The organism is Bradyrhizobium sp. CB82 (assembly GCF_029714405.1).
GTDB lineage: Bacteria > Pseudomonadota > Alphaproteobacteria > Rhizobiales > Xanthobacteraceae > Bradyrhizobium.
On record NZ_CP121650.1, the window covers coordinates 6,795,154 to 6,817,863 of the forward strand.

Annotated in this window: 19 protein-coding genes and 2 pseudogenes; 3 read left to right on the plus strand and 18 right to left on the minus strand. The window is 61.4% G+C overall.

The genetic code is table 11. The annotated features are described in order from the left end of the window. Positions 1 to 245: 245 nt before the first annotated feature. Positions 246 to 1,517 carry an IS256 family transposase gene (locus QA640_RS33015; RefSeq protein ID WP_283036997.1) on the plus strand — a complete coding sequence of 424 codons (1,272 nt, stop codon included), beginning with the start codon at positions 246 to 248 and terminating at the stop codon, positions 1,515 to 1,517. 448 nt (positions 1,518 to 1,965) lie between these two features. Here QA640_RS33015 and QA640_RS33020 read toward each other — a convergent pair whose 3' ends face one another. Both QA640_RS33020 and QA640_RS33025 read right to left on the minus strand, forming a co-directional pair. Further along, positions 1,966 to 2,310 carry a gamma-glutamylcyclotransferase gene (locus tag QA640_RS33020; protein ID WP_283036998.1) on the minus strand — a complete coding sequence of 115 codons (345 nt, stop codon included), beginning with the start codon at positions 2,308 to 2,310 and terminating at the stop codon, positions 1,966 to 1,968. Between the two features lie 590 nt (positions 2,311 to 2,900). Further along, positions 2,901 to 3,446: a hypothetical protein gene (locus tag QA640_RS33025; protein ID WP_283036999.1), complete on the minus strand. Its 546-nt coding sequence runs from the start codon at positions 3,444 to 3,446 to the stop codon at positions 2,901 to 2,903. 882 nt (positions 3,447 to 4,328) lie between these two features. On the opposite strand from QA640_RS33025, the pseudogene QA640_RS33030 reads away from it, so the two are divergent. Both QA640_RS33030 and QA640_RS33035 read left to right on the plus strand, forming a co-directional pair. Then, a pseudogene (locus tag QA640_RS33030) lies at positions 4,329 to 5,368 on the plus strand (IS110 family transposase). Between the two features lie 476 nt (positions 5,369 to 5,844). After that, positions 5,845 to 6,174 (plus strand): hypothetical protein, encoded by a 330-nt coding sequence (locus tag QA640_RS33035; RefSeq protein ID WP_283037000.1) that lies wholly within the window; start codon positions 5,845 to 5,847, stop codon positions 6,172 to 6,174. Positions 6,175 to 6,465: 291 nt separating this feature from the next. Here the strand turns inward: QA640_RS33035 and QA640_RS33040 are convergent, their stop codons facing one another. The 16 genes and pseudogenes from QA640_RS33040 to QA640_RS33115 form a co-directional block, all read right to left on the minus strand. Then, entirely contained in the window at positions 6,466 to 6,702 is a 237-nt protein-coding gene (locus QA640_RS33040) for a DUF2274 domain-containing protein (protein WP_283037001.1), read from the minus strand. Positions 6,703 to 6,706: 4 nt separating this feature from the next. Further along, a pseudogene (locus QA640_RS33045) lies at positions 6,707 to 7,902 on the minus strand (TrbI/VirB10 family protein). Beyond that, positions 7,899 to 8,867 carry a P-type conjugative transfer protein TrbG gene (gene trbG / locus QA640_RS33050; protein ID WP_283037002.1) on the minus strand — a complete coding sequence of 323 codons (969 nt, stop codon included), beginning with the start codon at positions 8,865 to 8,867 and terminating at the stop codon, positions 7,899 to 7,901. The pseudogene QA640_RS33045 and the gene trbG overlap by 4 nt, the downstream one beginning before the upstream one ends. Before the next feature lie 2 nt (positions 8,868 to 8,869). Beyond that, a complete protein-coding gene (gene trbF, locus QA640_RS33055; RefSeq protein WP_283037003.1) occupies positions 8,870 to 9,550 on the minus strand; it encodes a conjugal transfer protein TrbF in 681 nt (226 codons plus the stop codon). A 50-nt stretch (positions 9,551 to 9,600) separates the two neighbouring features. Next, entirely contained in the window at positions 9,601 to 10,818 is a 1,218-nt protein-coding gene (gene trbL, locus QA640_RS33060) for a P-type conjugative transfer protein TrbL (RefSeq protein ID WP_283037004.1), read from the minus strand. Then, the gene (trbK-alt, locus tag QA640_RS33065; RefSeq protein ID WP_349253649.1) at positions 10,815 to 11,186 is read right to left on the minus strand and encodes a putative entry exclusion protein TrbK-alt; all 372 of its coding nucleotides are present in this window, start codon (positions 11,184 to 11,186) and stop codon (positions 10,815 to 10,817) included. The genes trbL and trbK-alt overlap by 4 nt, the downstream gene beginning before the upstream one ends. Beyond that, positions 11,186 to 11,920 (minus strand): P-type conjugative transfer protein TrbJ, encoded by a 735-nt coding sequence (gene trbJ / locus QA640_RS33070; protein ID WP_283037006.1) that lies wholly within the window; start codon positions 11,918 to 11,920, stop codon positions 11,186 to 11,188. The genes trbK-alt and trbJ overlap by 1 nt, the downstream gene beginning before the upstream one ends. Further along, positions 11,917 to 14,358 carry a conjugal transfer protein TrbE gene (gene trbE, locus QA640_RS33075; protein WP_283037007.1) on the minus strand — a complete coding sequence of 814 codons (2,442 nt, stop codon included), beginning with the start codon at positions 14,356 to 14,358 and terminating at the stop codon, positions 11,917 to 11,919. Before trbE ends, trbJ begins: the two co-directional genes overlap by 4 nt. A 7-nt stretch (positions 14,359 to 14,365) precedes the next feature. Continuing rightward, positions 14,366 to 14,629: a VirB3 family type IV secretion system protein gene (locus QA640_RS33080; protein WP_283037008.1), complete on the minus strand. Its 264-nt coding sequence runs from the start codon at positions 14,627 to 14,629 to the stop codon at positions 14,366 to 14,368. Next, positions 14,629 to 14,955, minus strand: a complete 327-nt coding sequence (locus QA640_RS33085) for a TrbC/VirB2 family protein (protein ID WP_283037009.1) — start codon at positions 14,953 to 14,955, stop codon at positions 14,629 to 14,631. Before QA640_RS33085 ends, QA640_RS33080 begins: the two co-directional genes overlap by 1 nt. Beyond that, a complete protein-coding gene (trbB, locus tag QA640_RS33090) occupies positions 14,952 to 15,872 on the minus strand; it encodes a P-type conjugative transfer ATPase TrbB (RefSeq protein WP_283037010.1) in 921 nt (306 codons plus the stop codon). Before trbB ends, QA640_RS33085 begins: the two co-directional genes overlap by 4 nt. A 254-nt stretch (positions 15,873 to 16,126) precedes the next feature. Continuing rightward, positions 16,127 to 17,476, minus strand: a complete 1,350-nt coding sequence (locus QA640_RS33095) for an MFS transporter (protein WP_283037011.1) — start codon at positions 17,474 to 17,476, stop codon at positions 16,127 to 16,129. Between the two features lie 61 nt (positions 17,477 to 17,537). Continuing rightward, entirely contained in the window at positions 17,538 to 18,200 is a 663-nt protein-coding gene (locus tag QA640_RS33100) for a hypothetical protein (RefSeq protein WP_283037012.1), read from the minus strand. Positions 18,201 to 18,392: 192 nt separating this feature from the next. Further along, positions 18,393 to 18,830: a CopG family transcriptional regulator gene (locus QA640_RS33105; RefSeq protein ID WP_283037013.1), complete on the minus strand. Its 438-nt coding sequence runs from the start codon at positions 18,828 to 18,830 to the stop codon at positions 18,393 to 18,395. A gap of 9 nt (positions 18,831 to 18,839) precedes the next feature. Next, on the minus strand, positions 18,840 to 20,840 hold the full coding sequence (locus tag QA640_RS33110; protein ID WP_283037014.1) for a conjugal transfer protein TraG: 2,001 nt from the start codon (positions 20,838 to 20,840) through the stop codon (positions 18,840 to 18,842). 111 nt (positions 20,841 to 20,951) lie between these two features. After that, positions 20,952 to 22,703 carry a VirD2 family relaxase/mobilization nuclease gene (locus QA640_RS33115; RefSeq protein ID WP_283037015.1) on the minus strand — a complete coding sequence of 584 codons (1,752 nt, stop codon included), beginning with the start codon at positions 22,701 to 22,703 and terminating at the stop codon, positions 20,952 to 20,954. Positions 22,704 to 22,710 lie beyond the last annotated feature (7 nt).

The window sequence follows — 22,710 nt, forward strand, 5'->3', positions numbered from 1 at the left end:
AATGGGTGTTCGAAAATGTAGAACATTCCGTCGAGCACGGCGCAACAGTTCGGGCATTTGAGCTCTTTGGCAAAGAATTCGATCTCTTCGGGGTAGAAGGCATCCTGAATGCGGCTCTGGCTTAGGAAATAACAGATCTTACCCGAGGGGATGTCCCGGGTTCTGTTGAATTTCTGAAGAGGTCGGCGTTGCCCACCTTGAGCCGGTAGGCTCGGGGTGCTGATTCCACAAAGGAGAGCAACGCCATGACGAGAGATATCACACCGGCTGGTTGGCCGGCGACCGGGGCTGTGGACGAAGCGTTTGCAGAAGTGCGGGCGAGCTTCGATCGGTTCTGCCTTGCGGCAGGGATCGAGGCGCTCGGCACGATGATGGAGGCGGATGTCACGGCGGCCTGCGGGCCGCGCCACGGTCGCGACGCGGCGCGGCGGGCGCACCGTTGGGGCCGAACGCGGGGACGGATCGGCTTCCACGGCGGCAAGATCGAGGTCGAGCGCCCGCGGGTCCGGGGCGTGGACGGCCGCGAGGTCACGATCCCGAGCTGGGAAACGGCGGCGGAGGAGGACTGGCTCGGTCGCTGGGCGATGAACCTGATGCTGATCAATGTGTCGACGCGCCGGTTCGGCCGCGCTGTCCGGCTGCCCGAGGGTGACGTGCCGGCACCGCCCGGATCGGGGGTTTCGAAGTCGGCGGCCTCGCGGAGGTTCGTAGCGCTGTCGGCGGCGCGGCTGGCCGACTTCATGGCTGCCGATCTGTCCGCGCTCGACCTTCTGGTGGTCCAAATCGACGGGCTGCATCTCGGCGACGATCTCGTGCTGGTGGCCGCGATCGGGGTTGACGGCGAAGGCAACAAGCATCCGCTGGCGCTGGTGGAAGGGGCGACCGAGAACGCCGCAACGGTTCAGGCCCTGCTGGACAACCTGGTCTCGCGCGGGCTCGACCCGACGGTGCCAAGACTGTTCATCGCCGACGGCGCGAAGGCGTTGTCGAAGGCGATCCGCCGCACCTTCGGTTCGGCCGCTGCGATCCAGCGCTGCCAGATCCACAAGGCGCGCAACATCATGGAACGCCTGCCGAAAGAGCATCATGCGGCCACCCGTCGGGTGCTGCGCCAGGCCTGGGAGCTCGATGACGCCGACAAGGCTGAAAAATTGATCCGCAATCTCGCGCGTCGACTCGACCAGCAATGGCCCGGCGTAGCGGCCAGCATCCTCGAAGGCCTCGACGAAATCCTGACTGTCGTCCGGTTGAAGCTGCCGAAGGAGCTTCGTCGATCGCTCGCTTGTACCAACATCGCCGAGAACATGATGGGCACCATTCGCCGCGTCACGCGCAACGTCAAACGCTGGCGGGATGCCGGCATGGCCTTGCGATGGGTCGCGGCCGGCATGATCGAGGCCAACAAGGGCTTCCGACGATTGAAGGCGCATAAGCAATTGTCGGTTTTGCGTGCGGCCCTTCAAGCTCGCCACAATCGCATGACGATCAACGTTGCCCACGTCACGAGGGCCGCGTAACATTCATTCCGGCAACGTCGGCCCGACGTAGTTCAACAGCGATCGGGACATCCCCCTTACCCGAAGTGAGGAACCGTTTATCTCGTGCTGCGGTGCCGGGCCATTCGCGACAAAGTCGTCGTTCGTCGTAACAGTGCTCGCAACACGAAATTCGTGAATCGAATAGTGCTCAAGATCGCGATCAAAATATTCGTTGAAGATACCCTGTCGTTCATCCATCGTATTGGTGGAGAAATGCTTGCTCCGCGCGGTTCCTCCTTAAGCTATGGCTTTGCTGCCGCTTCACGCAGGCAGGCGTCAATCTCAAGCAGGAGGTCGCTTACAGCCTTATCCTCTACACCAGCACCCTCCAGGTGCTCGGCGACGCTGCGAGCGTATTCTACGCCGTTACTGCGCGTGCCTTTAGCCCGGATCGCCATCTCAGCCAATTCGCGCAAATTGTCATATTTTATAATCCGCTTCCCCTCATAGATCGGCACAAGTGGGTGATGGAGTTGCCGCCCGGCAGGTGAACCGTCCGTTCTCGTAAGGGAAAACTTTTTCCTTCGCGCTCCAGCAAGTCGGCCAGGATCGTGTCGCGTTGCTCGTCATCGAACTCAAAGGCGACGCCCTGGCACTCACCGTTTGAGGTAATAATCCGTAGCGTCGGGGCAGGATGTTCGCGTGTTCCGCGGCTCTCGATGGAACCTTTGTCGAAGGATCGCGAGTAAGCCGGGCTGCGAAATTTGCAGCGATAGGCGGTTTCCCAGCCATCGGCCATAAGCGAACCGTAAGCGAAGACCCAAAATGTCATGCGCTACTCCGTCGCTCAAATTGAGAGACGCTGACATAAAGAAGAAGGTAGATGAGACTTGGGCTCTCCCATCGGGACTGGTTGGCTAGTGGTTAGTCAGGTGCCCGAATAATCGGTTCATCGCGAAAGGGTCGGGGTAATCGAAATCGGCCATTGTTAACTTGCCGGTCGCGACAGGGCGCGGTTGTGATGCGTCGTGCAGCGTTACATCGGCAGCCTGCCGCCAATCTCGGAGAACGCGCTTCCGTGCTTCAGAGGATCTGAGTGCTTAGGCATATGCTAGCTTTGCCTCAAACCATTGCTTCAAGGCTGCACAAAAGATGGAGCCTTGGGCCGGATTTCATGTGGAGGGTTCGACCGATCTTCCGCAGCGCCCCATTCAAATAGGAGAGTCTCGCGGTCGGATACCGAGTTTCAGATTTTGACCGCTGGTTATGTTCGTCGTGAGTTCTTCGGCCTCTTGTGGAGCCGAGATGTGGCACGGTGGTCGTAGGTCGGAGATATCCGTTCCCGCCGCTTTCGTCAGGCGGTGCCTTATTGGTTCGACAGGACTTCGTTTTCACATCCCGCTCGTAGGAAGCGCGCAACCGTTATCGAGAGTCAACACCACGATACGGATCGGCGAGACCAGCAGCCACACAAATTGCGCGTTCAGTCGAGAGCAGCAGCAGCCGGTAACCATCCTCCTCGTAAAGGGGGTACTGGCCAACTTCGTAGCACGTGCGCACATATTGTAGCGCCGCGGCAGCTCCTTTCAGGCTTCCCGGCACGGTGGTGGCGAGCCGACGCGAGGCCTTCATCTCAGCACGACCAAGTGCGCCTTCGGCCTCGCAAAGGCCAGCCAATTTGGCCTCCAGCTCGACCCGCCTGGGGGCAGCCGTACGCCGCAGCTCGCGCTCGACGGCATCCTGCTCGGCGAGCAGGTGCCCCAGCTCCTCGAAGGCCCTGCGGTGGCCCTCAATGGCATCGAGGATTGGGTCGGGCGCGGTCGGAACGGAAACGCTTTCAGCCCGTGAGGCGCTGATGATCCCGGCCAGGACAGCGGCGCTGCCGGTGACGAACTGCCGGCGCCGAACGGCCGGGCCGGCAGGAAAGATTAAACGACTCGTGGTATAGGCAGAATCAGCCTGAGACATGGCTTGCTCCATGTTGAGGGTTAGGCTCGCGCAGGTGTTGCTACCACCTGTGCGGGCCGCTTGCCTGGCCTGTTGTGGCCAGTGCTGCGAATCGAATCACGGCCGCTCCGTCGCGTCAATGGATATGCGCAGCTTTGGCGGGATGGTTTCTCACCAGCTCCCGGTGACAAAGACGTGATCAGCCAAATTTTCCGACTCAACTCCACTGAAACAAAGATTGCGTTGATCTCTTTGTGCGGATGTTCTTTGGGAGTCATCCAACATTCACACGAAAACACGTCGCCGCCATTGATCATAGGATCTCGATGGCGCGTCTTATGCCCCCGGGCGATCGACTCGCAGCCTGCATGGCCCGGAGCGCAGCGGAGGACAGTGAAAGGCCTGCTTTTTTGACTTCCGCGAGGAATGCCGACGCTTGGCGGCAGGGAAAAAAGCAGGCCCCGAACTGTGCGGGAAGGCGATCGAGGACGTTCGGTCCCTCGGACCTGATCAGCCACTCGAGGTCCGCGCCGGACGCGCCCCGTGACCATACTGGCGGAGAAGAAAACTGGCGATCGCCGCCGACACGGCACACGGATACGGCTCGCTCGGTTCGTACGCTGCCGAGGACATCAATGGCAAGGGCTGAGCATCCCGGTGACAAGCTGGATCGCTCCTTTCGCATTCGTCGTGCCGCCGTGAAAAGCAGCTGGAACGATCAGCTCGGCACCCATCTCGAACGTCCAGGCATCAGATGATCAAAGCGTCTGGGCTCACTCGTTCGCTTGTTGTCGAGCAACCAGGACAGCGAACCGATCGCCTCTCGTGTTGGGGTGGACGGCCCCTTCCGCCACTCTGCGTGGTTAGACTGAGGTTGTCGCTGACCTCAAACGAAGGAGCCCCGTGGAAACGATTGTTCGCATCGGTTTGGATACGCCAAAGAGTGTGTTTCAGTTGCATAGCGTTGACGGGATGGAGCAGCCGGTTTTGCGGCGCAAGTTGAGGCGCGGCCAAGTTCTGGAGTTCTTCAGGCGTTTGCCGCCTGCGTTTGTCGCGATGGAGGCTTGCGCGGCATCGCACTATTGGGCGCGAGAGCTGCAATCGCTCGGTCATGAGGTGGCGATGATCCCGCCGCAATATGTCAAGCCGTATGTGCAGCGGGGGAAATCTGACGCTGCGGACGCCGAGGCGATTTGCGAGGCCGCAAGCCGGCTGAAACTGCGCAAGAACTTTGTGCCTATCAAAAGCACCGAGCAGCAGGGCGCACAGATGCTGGCGCGCGTGCGCAACCAGTTCATCGGCAGGCGGACCCAGCTCGCCAATTCGATCCGCGGCTACGCCGCGGAATTCGGCTTCACCGCGTCCAAGGGTCTTTCCCGGCTTCAGCAATTGCTGATCGACATTCGGGCTGACGCAACAGTGCCTGACCTGGCGAATGAGTTGGTGGAATCTTTGGCAATAGAGCTGACGCGCGTCGATGATCAGATCGCCAAGCTCGACAAGAAGCTCATGCAACTCCACCGGAGTAACGAGATGAGCCGACGGTTGGCGGCTATTCCGGGTGTTGGTCCGATCGGCGCGACGCTACTGTCAATCAAGGTCGTGGATGCACGCCGGTTCAAGTCGGCAAGACACTTTGCCGCCTGGCTTGGACTGACGCCAAGAATCATTCAAGGGCCGGAAAGAACCGGCTCGGCGTGATCACGCGCGCCGGCGATGGCATGTTGCGAACCGTTTTGGTGGCTGGCGCAACGGCTGTGATCGCGGATATGCGCCGACGGGAAAGTCGCTCGTGGCCTTGGCTGAAAGATATCATCGCACGCAAGCCGCCGAAGTTGGTGGCCATAGCGCTGGCAAATAAGCTGGCGCGGATCGCCTGGAAACTGATGGTTAGCGGTAAGCGGTACCGACCTGCAAGCAGCGTCATGCCGATGCCGACATAAGATAGTAGCTGAACGAAATGCAGAGCTTGGCGCCAGACCGGCAGGTTTGACGCGGGGGCGGAACTTGCAGGATAGGAAGAGGTAGTAGTTCGGCGCGAGCCGGTCAGTGAAATACTCCGCTCGGTTTACCGGCAGAAAATGCCGCTCTCGTGTTTGGATCTCACTGTCCGCGAAGCCCATCTTGGCCGGTGGTCGCAAGACCCGAAAACAGGCCGGACATATGAGCGCAAGCGATCCGAGCGAGCGTGCTGCCAGAGCCAATCCTTGCAAGTCGGGGACCGTCCACATATGCGCCGAGCGGCGTCGATCGAATGGATCGAGGTCTGCAGTCGTGGCGGGGGTTTGATGCGCGGTTGCCGCTGTGCTCGGAGTGAAGCGGCCGCTGCAAACGGCTTGTGCCAATGACGCTTGCTGCTCGAGTTCATGCCGAAGTCGCTCCGCCCCGGCATCGGCGCGCGCAAACAAGAGATCCCGCGATGACCCATGCATTGCAGCCCAATGGCGCTGTCTGGTCCCCGAAGATCTTTATCCGATCGGTCCGGAAGATACTTTTGTTGTCCGTATTGGGGCGTCTGCCTTACAGCTCCATTCTCCTCGATGAGCTGCCGCCGGAGCCCGTAACCAGGAATCCCGCCGCGCCAGCAGCCCATGCGGGTGATGAGGGACTGGCCAAGAAAAGTGCCGGCCTGAAGACCTTGGACCAATGGCGGGAAGCACTCATCGTGGGCCGATCACATCTTGCGGCTGGCATTCTTGATGAAACCATCCTCCTCCCGGTGTCGATCGGCGTTCAAATTTGGCTCTGACTCACTTTGATGCAGTTTGAGTTTGATCAAAACGGGACGCATCACGTCGCTAAATACCAACGCGAAGGCCCTTTGGAATCAGCGCGTGTTCGCTGTCCTGCCCGCCAAACACCGTCTGGCGACACAAGAAATAGTTTACTGGACCGACTTGTGCGACGAGGGCGCAAACTTTTCGAGCCTGGTATATCGGGAGGTCCGCCGAGCGCATTGAGCTATTCTGCCTATTGGCAGCATGACAACGGAAACCCCGCATTGGAAACTTTTCAAAGGCTACTTTCGGAGCGCTACCTCTCACGCTGTCCGGTCACTTGATATGCTGCGGCGACGCTTCGCAAAAGCCCGATCCGTCGCCATAAAGCGCGCCAACATGGGAGCGATCAGTTTCGCTGAATCGCTGATCGATTGTCCGCTTTCCCGGGCCAACGCATCGGCATAAGCGACAAGGTCCCGATGAACACTTGCCGGCAGCTCGTGCGTAACCTTAACCGGTCTATCGTCAGCGAGAATTCCAATTTTGAGTTTAGTCATGCTTCTAGCCTCTATACGGTTCGAGAACGAGATCCCGGTTGACAATTACCCTCACTGGAAACCCTGGCCGAATGGTCAGTGTTGGCTGAATATTGAGGTTGCGCCGCACAAGCTGTTGCCCGACTTGATTTGCGGAGTCGCCTGCCCCACGCCGTAGCGCCTGGATGAGTGCGCCGTTTGTGTTGTTGACGTCGCTGCCTGAATTCACCTCGGTTCCGACAGCCAGTAAAGTTGAGAGTGCAGCCGCGCCCAACAACTCCTTCCAGCGGTTGTCGACCTGATCCTCAAGGCCAGAATACCCCGCGGCATCGGCTCCTGGCTGCCGCTCCAACACGATGGACCGGCCGTTTGGCATGATCAACCTGGTCCAAACCAGAAGCACACGCGACTGTCCAAAAGCAACTTGGCTATCGTAAGTACCTATCAGCCTTGCCCCCTGCGGGATGAGCCGGGTCCGCCCGGTAGGAGTATCGTATACCGCCTCGGTAACTTGCGCTGTGATTTGGCCAGGGAGATCGGAGCGAATCCCTGTCAGCAACGCACCTGGAATCACTGTCCCTGCTTGCACCACAAACGGCGATGCTGGTTTGACCAGACGATCGGGGCTCGTCGTACGACGATCGACCGGCGCATTCACGAAGGCAAGTTTTCTGTCCTGGCTATTTTGCGCGAGGGCTTCGTCGGACGACATCGTCCCGTTCGCCGGAGCTTCGCTCGGCGGCGCCGTCGCGGCCGGCATCCGGACGTTTGTAGAGGCGAACACTTTGCTCGTGCGAGCCGCTTCACTCTCCTGATTGACACGCTGTTGTTCAGCGTCAACTGCCAATGGACCGTTCTGGGTCTGCGCTGCGACGATCGGCCGACCCAAATCGCCGGGCAAAGGCGGTCCAAGCGGCGGCACATCCCGTGGGATTGCCGTGTAGTCCTTCGGCAGGCCGGCAAGCTGGTCGGCTACATTGTGGTGATCGGTCGAGAAGAGCTCTTCCGAAGCAGGAGCGCGCTTCTTGCTGGATTGCAGCGCCAAAAACACGGCTCCCGAGATAAGGGCAAGAACCAGAGCGTGCCTCCGATCAGGACCCTACGCGAGATCCGCGTCACGCTTGGACGTTCAGCGCGCAACTGGAAGGCTTTCGAAGCATCGCCCTTCGCCTGTGGCGGCACAGCATTCCGATCCGGCGGACCGCCGCTTGTATCGGTCATGACGACCTCCCATCGGCTCTGACGATGCGCACCTTCTGCTGGTTCTCACCTCCTAGCCTCAATTCAGCGGCGGCGAACAGCCGATCGACGATCAGCAGGCTTCCGAAAGCGCGATAATTGACAAGCTCGGTCTTCCCGTCTTGCCCGATAACGAAGAGCGGTGGCATCTCACCTTGTCCGATGCCTGGCGAGAACTCGATGTAAACCTTGCGTCCGTCGTCGTAGGCGTTGATCGGACGCCAGGGCGGGTTGTCACCCTCAATGGTGTAGCGATAGCGGCGCTGGGTTGGATCAGGGACGAATGGCGTCGGCGGCACGCCTCGGCCACGCGTGCGATCTTCGGGATAGAACCAGGTCACCGAAGGCATGTACGGCTTTTCGCGGGAACGTAGTTCGAGCAGGTAGGTGCGCCGATCGGTGTTGACGACAAGATTGGTCGCGATGTCCGGGCGGGTCGGCTTGACCATGATGTGGACGCGGCGCGTATCCCCATTGCCGCTCTCGGTGTCACCAACGACCCAACGTACCGTGTCGCCGGCGGCGACCGGACCAGAGCCGATCAATTGCTCACCCGGCTCGAGTGCTATGTCGGTGATCTGCCCGGGTGCTGCGTAGATCTGGTAGAGCGCGCCCGGGCTATACGGGAACACCTGCACCGCGTTGAAATATGCCGCCTTGCGCGGCTGGACCCGAGCCGCGTCGTTGGCGCTCTCAATCCTTTCGATCGGCTCCTTGGCTTCTTTCTGCTTACCACCGTGCGCCGGGCTCCAGGAGGGCGGCACGTGGAACGGTCGCGGCCGATCGTCGGTCGCCGCAGGCGGATCTGGAAGTGGCGAGATATCCGAGTCGTAGCTGATCTGCGGAGGCTTGAAAGCGGTGCATCCACCAAGCGTGAAGACCGAGACAAGAAGGATCGACGCCACGCTGCGCCGCAAGGTCACTGATATCCGATAAGTGGTGGGCATGACTATCCCAGCTCCTTCGACCAATTGATGGCGTTGACGTAGATGCCGAGGGGATTCTTGCGCAGCCGATCGATGTCGCGGGGCGGCTCCAAGACGATGGTGAGGATCGCGCTCCACCGCTCGGTGGCAGCAAGCTGTCCGTTTTCGTAGCGCCGTTCGATCCAGGCTAAGCGGAAGCTGTCGGGCGAGGCTCTGATGACGCTGGAAACCTCGACGGCGACCTGCGTCTTCCCAACCCTGGCAAACGGATCATTGTTGCGTGCGTAGTCATTGAGGGCTGCAGCGCCGCGGTCGGTCGTGAAGTCGTAGGCGCGGAGCCAATCCTGACGCAGCACGATCGCGTCCATGGGAAGGCCGCGAACATGTTCAATGAATCGAGTCAGGTGAAACGCGATCTGGGGGTCACCGGGCTGGTAAGAAGAGTCCGCGGGTGCGACGGCCTTCACCTCGCCAAGACGATCCACCTCGACCACCCAAGGCGTGACGGTGCCTCGTGCAGACTCCCACACAAGCGCAGCGGCGAAGCCCGCAGATAAGAACAGACAGCCGAATGCCATCAGACGCCAGTTTTTGGCCTGGACGCGTGCCGAGCCAATGCGGTCATCCCAGACCTGAGCTGCTCGTTGATAGGGCGTGACCGGTGCGGGCGCGCGGCCATAGTGGACGGCCGATCGTTTGAACATGCTTTGACCTCAGGAGATGAATGGGAACAGCAGTTGGGTGATCGCAGGAGTTAGCTCTCGCCCTGTGAGAGATCGACGGATGCGCCTCCTCCGCCGTGATCGCCTGCGCGGACCGCCTGCGTAGCGCTTGAGGCTCCATGACTGAGAGTCTGCGTCCGTTTCATACGGCGAACCCAGGCGGGCGCTCTCTCGGACGACGAGGAAGCGCCGCCAGCCGTGTTTCCGTTCGATCCACCGGCTTCGACAGCAGCAGAGTGCAGGGGGCTGGCTGGAACCGACGTTCCGGTTTCCGTCGCGCCAGACGAACCTCCTGCACGGAAAGCGCTCAAGGTGGCGCCCGCGATGGCGCGGCCTCCGCCAACGGCACTTCCGGCCAGCGCGGCACCACCGGCAGCGAGCGCGGCCCCGGCTGCAACCACGCCGCCGGCCGCCAAGCCGGTGCCAACGGCGCTGCCGGCGCCGAGTTGTGGTCCACCAGAAACGATGCCATTGGCGATGCCGGGCCCGAAGATGCCGAGACCGAGCAGAGAGAGCGCTCCCAACACCAACGCCATCGCGCTCTCAATGGTCGGTTGGTTGCCACCGAATCCCGCCGTGAATTGTGCAAAAAGCGTCGAGCCGATGCCGACGATGACGGCCAAGACCAGGACCTTGACGCCTGACGAAATCACGTTGCCGAGCACCCGCTCTGCAGCGAAAGCGGTCTTCCCGAACAGACCGAAAGGAATCAGCACGAAGCCCGCAAGCGTCGTCAGCTTGAACTCGATCAGGGTGACGAAGAGCTGGATTGCCAGAATGAAAAAGGCGAGTAGGACGATGATCCAGGCGAACAACAGAACGACGATCTGGACAAAATTCTCGAAGAAGCTGACATAACCCATCAGGCCGGAGATGGATTCGAGAATCGGCCGTCCGGCGTCGAGGCCAACTTGCGCAATCCGGCCGGGACGCAAGAAATCTGCGGACGAAAGGCTCGTGCCGGAGGCTTTCAGGCCGAGGCCCGCAAAGCTTTCGAACACGATCCGCGCGAGGCTATTCCAGTTGCCAATGAGATAAGCAAAAACGCCAACGAACAGGGTCTTCTTGACGAGGCGAGCGATGATGTCCTCATCGCCACCCCAGGACCAGAACAGCCCAGCAAGCACGATGTCGATCGCCGCGAGCGTGGTCGCGAGATAGGCGACTTCACCCCCAAGGAGCCCAAACCCGGAGTCGATGTAGCGGGTGAAGGTTTCCAGGAACTGGTCGATGACACCGGTGCTGTTCATCGCTCGTTTCCTCCGGGCGTTGGCACGGAGGGGTAGCCAGACGGTAAGCGGCTTTCGTCCTTCACTATCGAGCCGTTAGACGACGCGCCGTCGCCGACTTGTCGCACAGCCTCCTTCCTCTGGCTCAGGAATTGACGTCGCTTTTCAGCCCAGATCCTGCGACATTCGAGGAAATCATCTCTCTGCTCGTAGTTGACGGTACGGCACTGCGCGAGCTTGGATGCGAGAGGATCGGTTTCCTGGCTTGCCGATGCGGGAGCCGCGGCCTCATCGTCGCCGCTGCGCAGTTGGATTGCACAGGCACCGACAGCTGCGGCAAGAAGCAGTGCGGCTCCCCCGAGCCGAATGCGCTTAAATGTGTCCATCATCAGTGAAACATCTGCACGGTTGCGGGTTGATAACCTTGGCCTGACGTCAGGAAGCGGCGGAGTTGCTCCCTGCCCTGATCTTGTGCAACGGCGCGCTGCGCGGATTCCAAGCTCTGAGCTCGTCCCTGTGCGGCGACGACGGCGGTGAGATCGGCGAGCTGCTGGGCCTGCAATCCGAGGAGTTGATTACCAGCCTGATTTGCCTGGAGTGCGCCAGTCGCGCCTTGGCTCGCGATCACGAGCGCCGACATTTGGGTTCGGTTGGTGTCGAGATTGCCGACAACGGTGGCCTGCACCCGCATCGCGTCCTGCAGGCCCGCGAGGGCGTTCTGCCAGCGTGCTTGTGCATTGGCCACGAGAGCCTGGTCCGACGCGCCTGACGACGCCGGCGCATAGGTCGTCGAGAACGCTCGATCGATCTGCTGGATGTCGTAGGCAATGCGCTGAGCTTGTCCGAGCAGCCGCTGAGTACGCTGGATCGACTGCTCAAGCTGCAGCAAGGACGAGAACGGTAGGGTCGCCAGGTTCTTCGCCTGGTTGATCAGCATCTTCGCCTGATTTTGCAGTGACGTAATCTGGTTGTTGATCTGCTGCAAGGCGCGTGCGGCAGTGAGCACGTTCTGCGCGTAGTTGTTGGGATCGAATACGATCCATTGCGCCGACGCCGGCTTGGGGTTGCCGGCAAGAGCGACTACGATGGCGCCTGCCGCCACGACACGACGGAGGAGACTCATGAGGAGGCCTCCAAGTTGGAGAGATGCGGGATGAGATCGCAAGCCCAGCCGATATCCCTCGCCTGCAGCCAACCGGGCACAAAGTTCTCGCCGCCCTCTTCGACCAGAACCTTCTCGATCAGCGCCTGGTCGGCTTTCGAGGAGGCAGCAGTGAACGCCAGGGCGATCTCACCGAGGCCAAGTTCAAACAGGCGGTTGCCGCGACGCGACTGGCAATAGTAGTCTCGCTTCGGTATCGCGCGCGCGAGAATCTCGATCTGACGGTCATTCAGCCCAAAGCGGCGATAGATCGCCGTGATCTGTGGCTCGATGGCGCGATCGTTGGGGAGCAGGATCCGGGTCGGACAGCTCTCGATGATGGCGGGTGCAATTCCCGAGCCGTCGATGTCGGCCAGCGATTGGGTTGCGAAGATCACGGAAGCATTCTTCTTGCGCAGTGTCTTCAACCACTCGCGAAGTTTTTCGGCAAAGTCCGCATCATCGAGCGCGAGCCAACCTTCATCGATGATGAGCAGGGTGGGCCGGCCATCGAAGCGATCCTCGATCCGGTGAAACAGGTATGACAGGACGGCCGGCGCGACCGATGTTCCGATCAAACCGTCGGTCTCGAAGATCTGGACCGAGGACTCACCCAGTCGTTCACTTTCGGCATCGAGCAGCCGATCATAGGGACCGCCCAGGCAATAGGGCTGGAGCGCCCGCTTCAAAGGATTGGACTGCAAGAGCACAGAAAGACCGGTGAGGGTTCGTTCCGGAAGCGGAGCTGAGGCCAAGGACGTCAGCGCCGACCAGACGTGATCCTTGACATCAGCTGTGACTTCGATCCGTTCTCGGGTCAGGATCGAGGCGACCCACTCGGCAGCCCACGCTCGTTCTGTGGGATCGTCAATGCTGGCGAGCGGCTGGAGCGAAACAAACTCGGACACCTCTCCTGCAACTGCGCCGCCAAGATCATGCCAGTCGCCGCCCATGGCGATTGCGGCCGCCCGGATCGATCCACCGAAATCAAAGGCGAAGATCTGGGAGTCGGAATAGCGGCGGAACTGCAAGGCTATCAACGCCAAGAGCACCGACTTGCCGGCGCCGGTCGGACCAACAACCAGCGTGTGTCCGACATCGCCGACATGGAGGGAGAACCGAAACGGAGTCGATCCCTCGGTCTTGGCAAAGAACAGAGACGGCGCCTTGAAGTGATGGTCCCTCGCCTCTCCCGCCCATACCGCCGAAAGCGGGATCATATGCGCCAGGTTCAGGGTCGAGATTAGAGGCTGGCGGACATTGGCATAGACGTGTCCCGGCAGGCTGCCGAGCCACGCCTCGACAGCGTTCACCGTCTCGATCATGCAGGTGAAGTCACGGCCCTGAATCACCTTCTCGACGAGACGCAGTTTTTCGTCAGCGGCACCGGCATCTCGATCCCAGACGGTGACCGTCGCGGTGACAAAAGCCTCGCCGATCTGATCCGTCCCCAGTTCCTGAAGCGCGGCGTCGGCATCGATGGCCTTGTTGTGCGCATCCGTGTCGAGAAGGCTGGACGCCTCGTTGGTCATCACCTCCTTCAGGATCGCGCCGATCGACTTCCGCTTCGCGAACCATTGGCGACGAATCTTGGTGAGAAGCTTTGTGGCATCCGTTTTGTCGAGCATGATCGCCCGGGTCGACCAGCGGTACGGAAAGGCAAGACGGTTGAGATCGTCGAGGATTCCCGGCGTGGTCGCCGTCGGGAATCCCACGACCGTCAGAACGCGCACGTGGGCTTCGCCCAGCGTCGGCTCAAGACCACCGGTCAGGGGCTGATCGGCGAGCAGCGCATCGAGATACATGGGGATCTCTGGCACGCGTATCCGATGCCGCCTGGTCGAAACGGTCGAGTGCAGGTAGGTCAGCGTCGCCTCATCATCGAGCCAGGCGCATTCCGGCATAAATCCTTCGATGAGCTGGATTACGCGGTTGGTCCGGTCGATAAACCCACTCAGGACCTCCCGTGCATCAGCGTCGACGGTGCGGCTGCTATTCTCATAGAGAAGCCGCTCTGCCATTGCGGCACCCTCCTCTGGCGGGAGGTAGAGGAACGTCAGGTAGTAGCTCGAGTCATAGTGGCTGCCTACTTCCTCGAACTGGGCTCTGCGCTCCGCGTCGACCAGGGCAGATGCGACGTCTGCAAACGTGCTCTGCGGATAGGCGCCCGCGGAGTGCCGCTGTGCCTCGACAAAGACCGCCCATCCAGATCCAAGGCGGCGAAGCGCATTGTTCAGACGACCAGCGACTGCGACGAGTTCGGCCGGTACTGCGCTGTCGAGATCCGGCCCCCGAAATTTTGCAGTCCGCTGGAACGAGCCGTCCTTGTTGAGGACGATTCCTTCATCGACGAGCGCCGCCCATGGCAGAAAGTCTGCCAAGCGAGTGCTCGAGCGTCGGTATTCGGCAAGGTTCATCATGGAGGACTCACAAGCTGAGGTGACCGGGGATGCGGACGTGCCGGCGCACGACCTCGACGAAGGCGGGGTCGCGCTTGGTGGCCCAGACGGCGACCATGTGGCCGACGAACAAGAGGAGAAGACCGGCCAGCCAAAAGCGCAGGCCGAGGCCAAGCGCCACGGCCAAGGTGCTGTTGAGAATGGCGACCGATCGCGGTGCGCCGCCCATCAGGATCGGTTCGGTCAGGGCCCGATGCACGGGCGCGACAAAGCCTGTGATCTGCCCTTCCATCAGATCAGCACACCGCCGCCAAATGAGAAGAAGGACAGGAAGAAGCTCGAGGCGGCAAAGGCGATCGACAGGCCGAACACGATCTGAACCAGCCGCCGGAAACCGCCCGATGTGTCGCCGAAGGCTAGCGACAGGCCCGTCACAATAATGATGATGACGGCGATGATCTTGGCGACGGGGCCTTCGACCGATTGCAGGATCTGATTGAGCGGTTGCTCCCACGGCATGTTGGAGCCCGCGGCCCACACCGGGGCGGCAAGCAGCCAGTACCCGGTGAATGCTCCAGCCGAAAGAAAGATCCTTGCGCAAGACGATGCAGAATTCATGGTTGGTCTCCCATTGGTAAGAGGCTGTAATCGCCGGAAGGTCCGAGCCCGGTCACACGGGCGAGTTCTGCAAGCCGGCGATCGGCGCCACGGCCGACCAGCACGGCAATGACGTTAATGGTCTCTGCAACGAGCGCCCGCGGGACGGTAACGACCGCTTCCTGGATGAGCTGCTCGAGCCGACGCAATGCGCCGAGCGCCGTGCCGGCATGGATCGTGCCGATACCACCGGGATGCCCCGTGCCCCAGGCTTTGAGAAGGTCGAGCGCTTCGGCCCCGCGGACTTCGCCGATCGGAATTCGATCGGGCCGCAGCCGTAGCGACGAGCGCACGAGATCGGAGAGCGAGATCACACTATCCCGCGTACGCAAGGCGACGAGGTTTGGTGCCTTGCACTGAAGCTCTCGGGTATCTTCGATGAGAACGACGCGGTCTGCAGTCTTGGCGACTTCCGCAAGCAGCGCGTTTGTCAACGTCGTCTTGCCGGTCGAGGTGCCGCCGGCGACCAGGATGTTCTTGCGAGTGGCGACGGCAGCGCGTAGCGCATTGGCCTGGTCGGAGGCCATGATTCCGGCCGCGACGTAGTCATCAAGCGAGAACACGGCAATCGCGGGTTTGCGGATCGCGAATGCAGGTGCAGCGACCACGGGCGGCAGCAAGCCTTCGAAGCGTTCACCCGTCTCGGGCAACTCGGCCGACACGCGCGGCGCGCCGGCGTGGACCTCGTGGCCAACATGATGGGCGACCAACCGGACGATGCGCTCCCCGTCAGAAGCGGACAAGCTCTCGCCGGTATCCATGAGGCCGTTTGACAGCCGGTCGATCCACAACCGGCCGTCGGGATTGAGCATTACTTCAACGATCGATGGATCTTCCAAGAAGCGCGCAATGGCGGAACCAAGCGCGGTGCGCAGCATGCGTGCTCCACGCGAGATCGCCTCTGACTGAAGAGAATGGATTGGCACTGCCGTCCCCCAACGACCTGAGGGCAAATCGAGCGCCTCAGATGGGGATCAATAGAGAAAGCAGGAGACGGATCAGTTCAACGAGAGGCTCACTGCGTTCGTAGCCTGGCAAAAAAAAAAGAAAGATTGAGCAAGATGCCCGAGAGAGGGCGCGCACGAGCGCTGCCGCAAGGCGAGTGCCCGAACGCGTGACATGCGGGATGGCGCTACCATTCCCCACACTCGTGCGCGTCCATGATCGAGATTTCGACAGGTGGAATGATTGCTTCAAGCGGGTCTTCATGTCCTGAGCCGTGATGCGAGAGGTTTCTGATGATCCACCCAACCAATTCTCGAATCCAGGGAACACTAAACCAGGCCAGCGCCGCGATCTGAACCGCAACGCTCAATCCAAAGGCAACTTGGTAAGCTATCAGTGGATGGTGCCCATCTTGAGCGGGCCATTGCTCGAGTATGAACCCGGTTCCAGACTGGACCGCGAAGGCCCACCCGAAATGCAAGACGTTGAGACTTCCATTGGCCCGAGCCGCGAGCTCTGTTGGAAAGTATTCCGCGATCGTCGCGTAGCTGAGAACAGTCGCGGCGCCGACAACCGTTACGACCGACCATGGCAACATCAACGGGAGCGGTAGATGCAGGATAAGGGCGAGTTCGGCCAACACGAACGATAGCGCCACCAGTGCCAGTAACGATTCCGAGCAGATGCCACGTCTTCGCAACCGGTCGGCAATGGTGCCCAGGAGCAACGCGCTGACGCATATGCCGATCGCCATCGCGAACAATTGGGTCACCAAGGCTTCGCGGTTCAGTCCCTCGACGTCCGTGAGCCAGGGTGCTGCCCACAATGCCTGCAACGACCAGGCCGCCCCAACGCAGCTCGCGGAAAGAGGTGCAATTCGCCAGAAACGTCGGTCCGTGAAGATCACATGCAGCCGGAGACCCGCCGGTCGTGCTTGCTGCGTGATCTTGCTCTCTGGAGCGGCTAGAACGATCAAAAGGGCGGCTGCGAGCGTTGCGATCGCCAAAACCCCGAATATTCCGCGCCAACCCATCGAGTTCAGCAACCATTCGGCAGGTCGGGTTGCCGTCACCGCTCCCAAAGCACCGAGCATGATCATATAGCCGTTCATCAGCGCGACCCGTTCTCTGGGAAACCAGAGAACGATCGCTTTCAGCCCAGCCATCAAGGCGGCCGCGACGCCTAAACCAATCATGGCGCGGGCGAGCAGGAGCGACAGAAATCCGTTCGAAGCACCGAACAGAGCGGCACCCAGAGCCGCCGCCAGCAACAAAGCGCTCTGGACGCGGCGCGGACCAAAACGGTCCAACAGGATTCCGATGGGAATCTGGGCGGCTCCAAAGATCAGGAAATACACCGATGTCAGCAGCCCGAGACTGCCGGCGTCCAGACCTAGGTCGGCCGCCATAGGTTCAGAAATGAGCGAATTGATCGTTCGGAACAGATAGGAGAGATAGTAGCCTGCCGCGAACGGCAGGAAAACGTTGAGTACCAGCCGCCAATTTGGAAGTCGGCCTGCGGCACTTGCCGCGGACATTGCGGGTGCCGCAGATGGGACGAGCGCCTGGCCGGCCCTCCTTCCGGCCGCCTCAGTCGACTCAGCGGAACGCGTTTGGCAAATATCGAAAGTTGCGGTTGCTGCCGTCCTCCTGGACGGCAGCCATCTGCTCGGATTTCAAGTTTGGAGCGACCTCCGGGAGGATGTCAGTCTGATCTTCGGGACGACCGCGCACAGCTTCCCCATCGCTCTCAGGCGGAGAGACGGCGCGCTCGGTCACGCCGAGACGGGCGATCGTCTCCCGTATCAGTGGCTGGCGCGATCGCACACGCCGATCCACTTGCTCGGCCAGGGCCTTGAACCGCAGATCACCCAGCACGCACGCGTCGGGCTGCTGCGATGGCGGCATCGGGGGTGTCACCGTGAGGTGATACCGGGCATGCAGTGCGACCGTCTCGGCGATGATCGCAAGTTCGCTTTCCAGGCGTTCAATCTGATCGCCGATCCGATGGAGGGCCTCGTGAAGCATTCCTTCGACAGGCGGAGCCGGATTGAGGAAGCGTTCGAGAGCGGCCTCTACGACCATGCTCTTGCCGGCACCCGGCTGGCCGGTTGCAGCTTCCAAGCGCTCGAAAATCCTCTCGGAGCGCTGAATACTAACTCTTCTGGTTCGGGGAGTCTCAGTCTGGATCGGCGAAGTGTTCGGCTCAGTTTGATCCAAGCTCAGACTGACCTGTCCATCGCGTTCGCTGTCGGCCGTCATGATCTCCCCTCCCCGTGCAACTGAATCGATCGGTGCAGCTCGCGAACGCAATCAGCGAGGCGAGATCCGATCAAACGAATAAGCCGTCTTCAGCGGCGGCAGGGGACAGAAGGGACAGTCCTGCGATTGCTTCAACCGCACAGGCATCGATGTCGTAGTCTGGCATAGCGAAAGAAAGAATTGGCGGACCGATCAGGCAGGATCAGGTTTGTCGGCCGGCCGAACACGCGGCTCGACGTCCAGGGCGATTTCCTGCGCGAGGCTCTGGCCTCGGGCGAGCCGCCGGCCCAAGGCTTCGATGAACCCTTCATAGCGCTCGCGTCCTTTGGCCTGTGCAGCAGGTTGTGCGGTATCCGGCACAGGCGGCGTCGCCGTCAGCCAGAAGCGGACGAACAACGCCAGCGCTTCATTTGAGATCGTCACGTGACGCTCGAGACGCTCGACCTGGCGCGTGAGCCGGTCCAACCGTCGGCCTAGGGCCGCTTCCATGCGCTCGGAGCCATCCGGGGAGAGGAATGATGACAGTGCCGATTCGACGACGAGGGCCTGTGGCACCCGCTTCCGGTTGGCATAGTCCGCTAACTGGCTGGCGAGATCGGGTGGTAGGCGAAATGTATGCTTGGTCCGCATCGCCTCACCTTAGAGATCAAGGCCATCATCGGGATCCATCGCAGCTTGACGGGCTACGCCTGCCACCGCGCGGCGCAATTCGCCTGCGCGCTGGATGTCATCATCGGAATCCTCGTCGGTGAATTCGAACTCGGTCTTCACGGGAGTCCGATCTGGCACCACGTCCTCATGCACGGGAAGCTCTGGCTCCCGCCTAATGCCACCATTGGCGGGATCGTCGCTAGATCCCCTTTGCTGTTCTTGAACCTTTGGCTTCTGCGTGTCGCGCGGGGTGACCCGCAGGGGCAACTTGCTCCAGTCATCCTCCAGAGACCGAACACGATCCTCTGCCCCACCCGACGTGGCCGGCGGAAGCACCCGCTCGCGAAACCGCGGGTCTTCGTAGTAGCGCGCCTTCTTCGCGCGGATCGGGGGGCACCCCGAAATCAGAACCAATTCATCGTCCGGCGGCAATTGCATCACCTCGCCAGGCGTCAGGAGAGGACGCGCCGTCTCCTGCCGCGACACCATGAGGTGACCGAGCCACGGGCTTAACCTATGGCCGGCATAGTTCTTCATCGCGCGCAATTCGGTCGCGGTTCCCAGCGCCTCCGACACGCGTCGCGCGGTCCGTTCGTCATTGGTGGCGAAGGACACGCGGACATGGCAGTTGTCCAGGATCGAATTGTTCGGGCCATAAGCCTTCTCGATCTGGTTGAGTGACTGGGCGATCAAGAAACTCTTGAGCCCGTAGCCCGCCATGAACGCGAGCGCCGACTCGAAGAAGTCCAGCCTACCCAGGGCCGGAAACTCGTCGAGCATCAGCAGCACACGATGCCGGCGCCCCTTGGCATTCAAATCTTCCGTCAAGCGGCGGCCGATCTGGTTGAGGATTAGCCGCACGAGCGGCTTGGTCCGGCTGATGTCGGATGGCGGTACGACGAGATAGAGGGTTGTCGGCTGGTCTGCCTCCACCAGGTCACGGATCCGCCATTCGCTGTGGCGCGTAACCTGCGCCACAACCGGATCGCGGTAGAGCCCAAGGAATGACATCGCGGTGGAAAGCACGCCAGAGCGTTCGTTTTCGCTCTTGTTCAGAAGCTCGCGAGCCGCGGAGGCGATCACCGGATGAACGCCGGCATCGCCAAGATGAGCCGTCGACATCATCGCGCGCAAGGTCGCCTCGATCGGGCGCTTGGGATCCGACAGGAATTTTGCGACGCCAGCCAGGGTCTTGTCCTGCTCGGCGTAAAGGACGTGCAGGATCGCGCCGACGAGCAGGGAATGGCTGGTCTTCTCCCAATGGCTGCGCCGTTCCAAGGCGCCTTCCGGATCGACCAGCACGTCGGCGATACTTTGGACGTCCCGAACTTCCCACTCACCGCGACGGACCTCCAGGAGGGGATTATAGGCCGCCGAGTTGCGGTTGGTGGGATCAAACAGCACCACTTTTCCGTGGCGGGCGCGGAAGCCGGAGGTCAGATGCCAATTCTCGCCCTTGATGTCATGGACGATGCAACTGCCCGGCCATGTCAGAAGCGTCGGTACCACGAGGCCGACACCCTTGCCCGACCGCGTCGGTGCGAAGCAGAGCACATGCTCGGGGCCATCGTGTCGCAAGTAGTTGCGATCAAACCGGCCGAGCACGACACCGTCTGGGCCCAAGAGCTGCGCGCTACGGATTTCGTTTTGCAGCGCCCACCGGGCAGAACCAAAGGTGGCAGCGGTCTGCGCCTCCTGCGCCCGCCAGATCGACATGCCGAAGGCGACAAAGATCGAGATCACCCCGCCGGACGCCGCGATGCAGGCGCCCTCGACGAAGATTTTGGGGGCATAGGCATCATATGCATACCACCACCAGAAGAAGGCGGGCGGAAGGTAGATGGGCATGCCGAGCTCAAACCAGGGGGACCCAAGTCGCGGTTGAAATCCGAGCCTCCAGGCAACCCATTGCGTCGCTGCCCACATGGTGATGAGCACGATGGTAAGGACAAGGGTAATCTGACCCCAAAGCACTTTGGTTGTTGACATGGCCGAGATGCAGCAGGGCTATCCGCGCGACATCAAGGACAAGACGCCCACAAGGGTGCGTTGTGCGGTTCCCGCGCAGAAATCGGACAGATCAGGATCCGATCGATCCGGCTAGAGGCCCAGTCCGCGCTTACGACCAAAATCCCAATCGATCCTGCCGCCTGGCATCATGACGCCGGTCACCTGTTTTCCAAGGTGCTGCTCCAGGGCTGGCCGCCACGGCACGAGTTGGAAACCGAGGCCATCATCGATCATGGCAAAGCGCCCCGAGGCGAGGGTCACTCGTTGCCTGTAGATGCCGGAAATAGAATCGCCCTCAGCAGCAAAACGGTGGCCGCGCCCGGTTTCGGCCCCGAGCCGGCTACCTGCCTCCTGCAACTCCCGCCGCCGCAACGTCGCGAGCAAGTCGCGTGCGAAAATAAAGCGCTGCCCCTGCCGGCGGGCCAGCCCCTGCTCGATGAGGTGATCGACGCGCGCCTTCATCGCATCGCGAACCTCCGCACCAAAACCGGCGGCGCCAAGCGGCGAGTCCTTGGCGAGAAGCTGGCGGTCGAGCCAGGTGCTGCCTCTCGCCACCACCTGTTCCTCGATGGACAGATCCGAGCGGATGGCGAGCGATACCCGCCGGCGCCCGTTTGCGTCATCATAGACGCGCGCCTCGACGACGGCGCCAGTCGGCGCATCGCCGGTCATCTCGAGGTCTGCAAAGCGCACGTGGTGCGTGCGGCCGTCGATGCCTGCGACAATCGCATAAGCGGACCCTTTGAGCTCATCATCGAGACCGCGTTGAACGAGGCGGCCCAGGATCGGATCGGCTGGTTCTTCGCCGTGAAGGGCAAAGGTGCTGACGTCCGGCTCGCGACCGGTACCTTTCAAGGCCTGGTGCATCGTCTTGATGATGTCACCGCGCATGCCTAGCTGGCGAAGTGTCTGTTCAAGACCCGGTTTCAAGGTCCAACAGGCGGGGCCGGCAGGCTCTGCCAGGCCAAGGCGCTCAAGCTTGCCCGCCCTGCCGATCAATAGCCGGTGCAGTTCGGGATCTCTGACATCTTGGCTCGGCCTAAGGTCTGCTACGCCGCCGGACGCGTCGGAGACGTCGCGTAGCGCCCGGTCGAGGCTGGTCCAGCGCTCCGCATCCACCTCCCGCTCGAGGCTCGTGCGAATTTCCAGTTCACTGCGAGGGCCGAGTTCAAGGGTGACGCGGTCGGCCGCGCGATCGCGAAAACCGCGGCTGATGTACTCGCGGCTAATGACAAGGTCCTGACCGTCATCGGCACGCCCGCGGATGAGAACATGGACATGCGGATTGTCCGTATTCCAGTGATCTACAGCGATCCAGTCGAGCCTGGTTCCGAGATCCCTCTCGACGTCGCGCATCAACTCGCGCGTGAACGCTTTGAGGTCACCGAGCGCGGCCCCGCCCTCCGGGGAAATGATGAACCGGAAATGATGGCGATCATCTTCGCAACGCGCGGCGAAGGCACGCTCGTCTGCCGCATCGGAGGCCGCGTCGAACATCCTGGAGTCTTCGCCATCGCGCGTGACTCCATCGCGCTTGAGATATGCGAGGTGCTTGGACAGCGGCGCGGATCGAAAGCGTGAGCCCTTATGACGCACGACGCGTGCTTTCGTCACCACCCGCCGGGCATTCGAACGCAAGCGGATCGAGACCGCTGCGCGTCGGCCGCGCCCGAACCGGGAGCGGCTGCGCGCCTGGCTCGATCGGAAACTGTTGCCGACATGCCCCGCCCTCTTTGCGGACCGCATCACCTCGCCGACAAACGTCTGCGGACGTTTGCCGCCGCGGTTGCCGTGGTGGATGCGTCCAGGACGAATGCGGACATCGTCGTCGCGCGCCGTCACGGCCGGA

Bases quoted from the DNA above. Each gene is read 5' to 3' on its own strand.
- trbL (WP_283037004.1), bottom strand. From the start codon at position 10,818: ATGAACAGCACCGGTGTCATCGACCAGTTCCTGGAAACCTTCACCCGC.
- QA640_RS33040 (WP_283037001.1), bottom strand. From the start codon at position 6,702: ATGACTAAACTCAAAATTGGAATTCTCGCTGACGATAGACCGGTTAAG.
- QA640_RS33080 (WP_283037008.1), bottom strand. From the start codon at position 14,629: ATGGAAGGGCAGATCACAGGCTTTGTCGCGCCCGTGCATCGGGCCCTG.
- QA640_RS33105 (WP_283037013.1), bottom strand. From the start codon at position 18,830: ATGCGGACCAAGCATACATTTCGCCTACCACCCGATCTCGCCAGCCAG.
- QA640_RS33035 (WP_283037000.1), top strand. From the start codon at position 5,845: ATGACCCATGCATTGCAGCCCAATGGCGCTGTCTGGTCCCCGAAGATC.
- QA640_RS33020 (WP_283036998.1), bottom strand. From the start codon at position 2,310: ATGACATTTTGGGTCTTCGCTTACGGTTCGCTTATGGCCGATGGCTGG.
- trbK-alt (WP_349253649.1), bottom strand. From the start codon at position 11,186: ATGATGGACACATTTAAGCGCATTCGGCTCGGGGGAGCCGCACTGCTT.
- QA640_RS33100 (WP_283037012.1), bottom strand. From the start codon at position 18,200: ATGACGGCCGACAGCGAACGCGATGGACAGGTCAGTCTGAGCTTGGAT.
- trbJ (WP_283037006.1), bottom strand. From the start codon at position 11,920: ATGAGTCTCCTCCGTCGTGTCGTGGCGGCAGGCGCCATCGTAGTCGCT.
- QA640_RS33015 (WP_283036997.1), top strand. From the start codon at position 246: ATGACGAGAGATATCACACCGGCTGGTTGGCCGGCGACCGGGGCTGTG.
- trbB (WP_283037010.1), bottom strand. From the start codon at position 15,872: ATGCTGCGCACCGCGCTTGGTTCCGCCATTGCGCGCTTCTTGGAAGAT.
- trbG (WP_283037002.1), bottom strand. From the start codon at position 8,867: ATGCCCACCACTTATCGGATATCAGTGACCTTGCGGCGCAGCGTGGCG.
- QA640_RS33085 (WP_283037009.1), bottom strand. From the start codon at position 14,955: ATGAATTCTGCATCGTCTTGCGCAAGGATCTTTCTTTCGGCTGGAGCA.
- trbE (WP_283037007.1), bottom strand. From the start codon at position 14,358: ATGATGAACCTTGCCGAATACCGACGCTCGAGCACTCGCTTGGCAGAC.
- QA640_RS33025 (WP_283036999.1), bottom strand. From the start codon at position 3,446: ATGTCTCAGGCTGATTCTGCCTATACCACGAGTCGTTTAATCTTTCCT.
- trbF (WP_283037003.1), bottom strand. From the start codon at position 9,550: ATGTTCAAACGATCGGCCGTCCACTATGGCCGCGCGCCCGCACCGGTC.
- QA640_RS33095 (WP_283037011.1), bottom strand. From the start codon at position 17,476: ATGTCCGCGGCAAGTGCCGCAGGCCGACTTCCAAATTGGCGGCTGGTA.
- QA640_RS33110 (WP_283037014.1), bottom strand. From the start codon at position 20,840: ATGTCAACAACCAAAGTGCTTTGGGGTCAGATTACCCTTGTCCTTACC.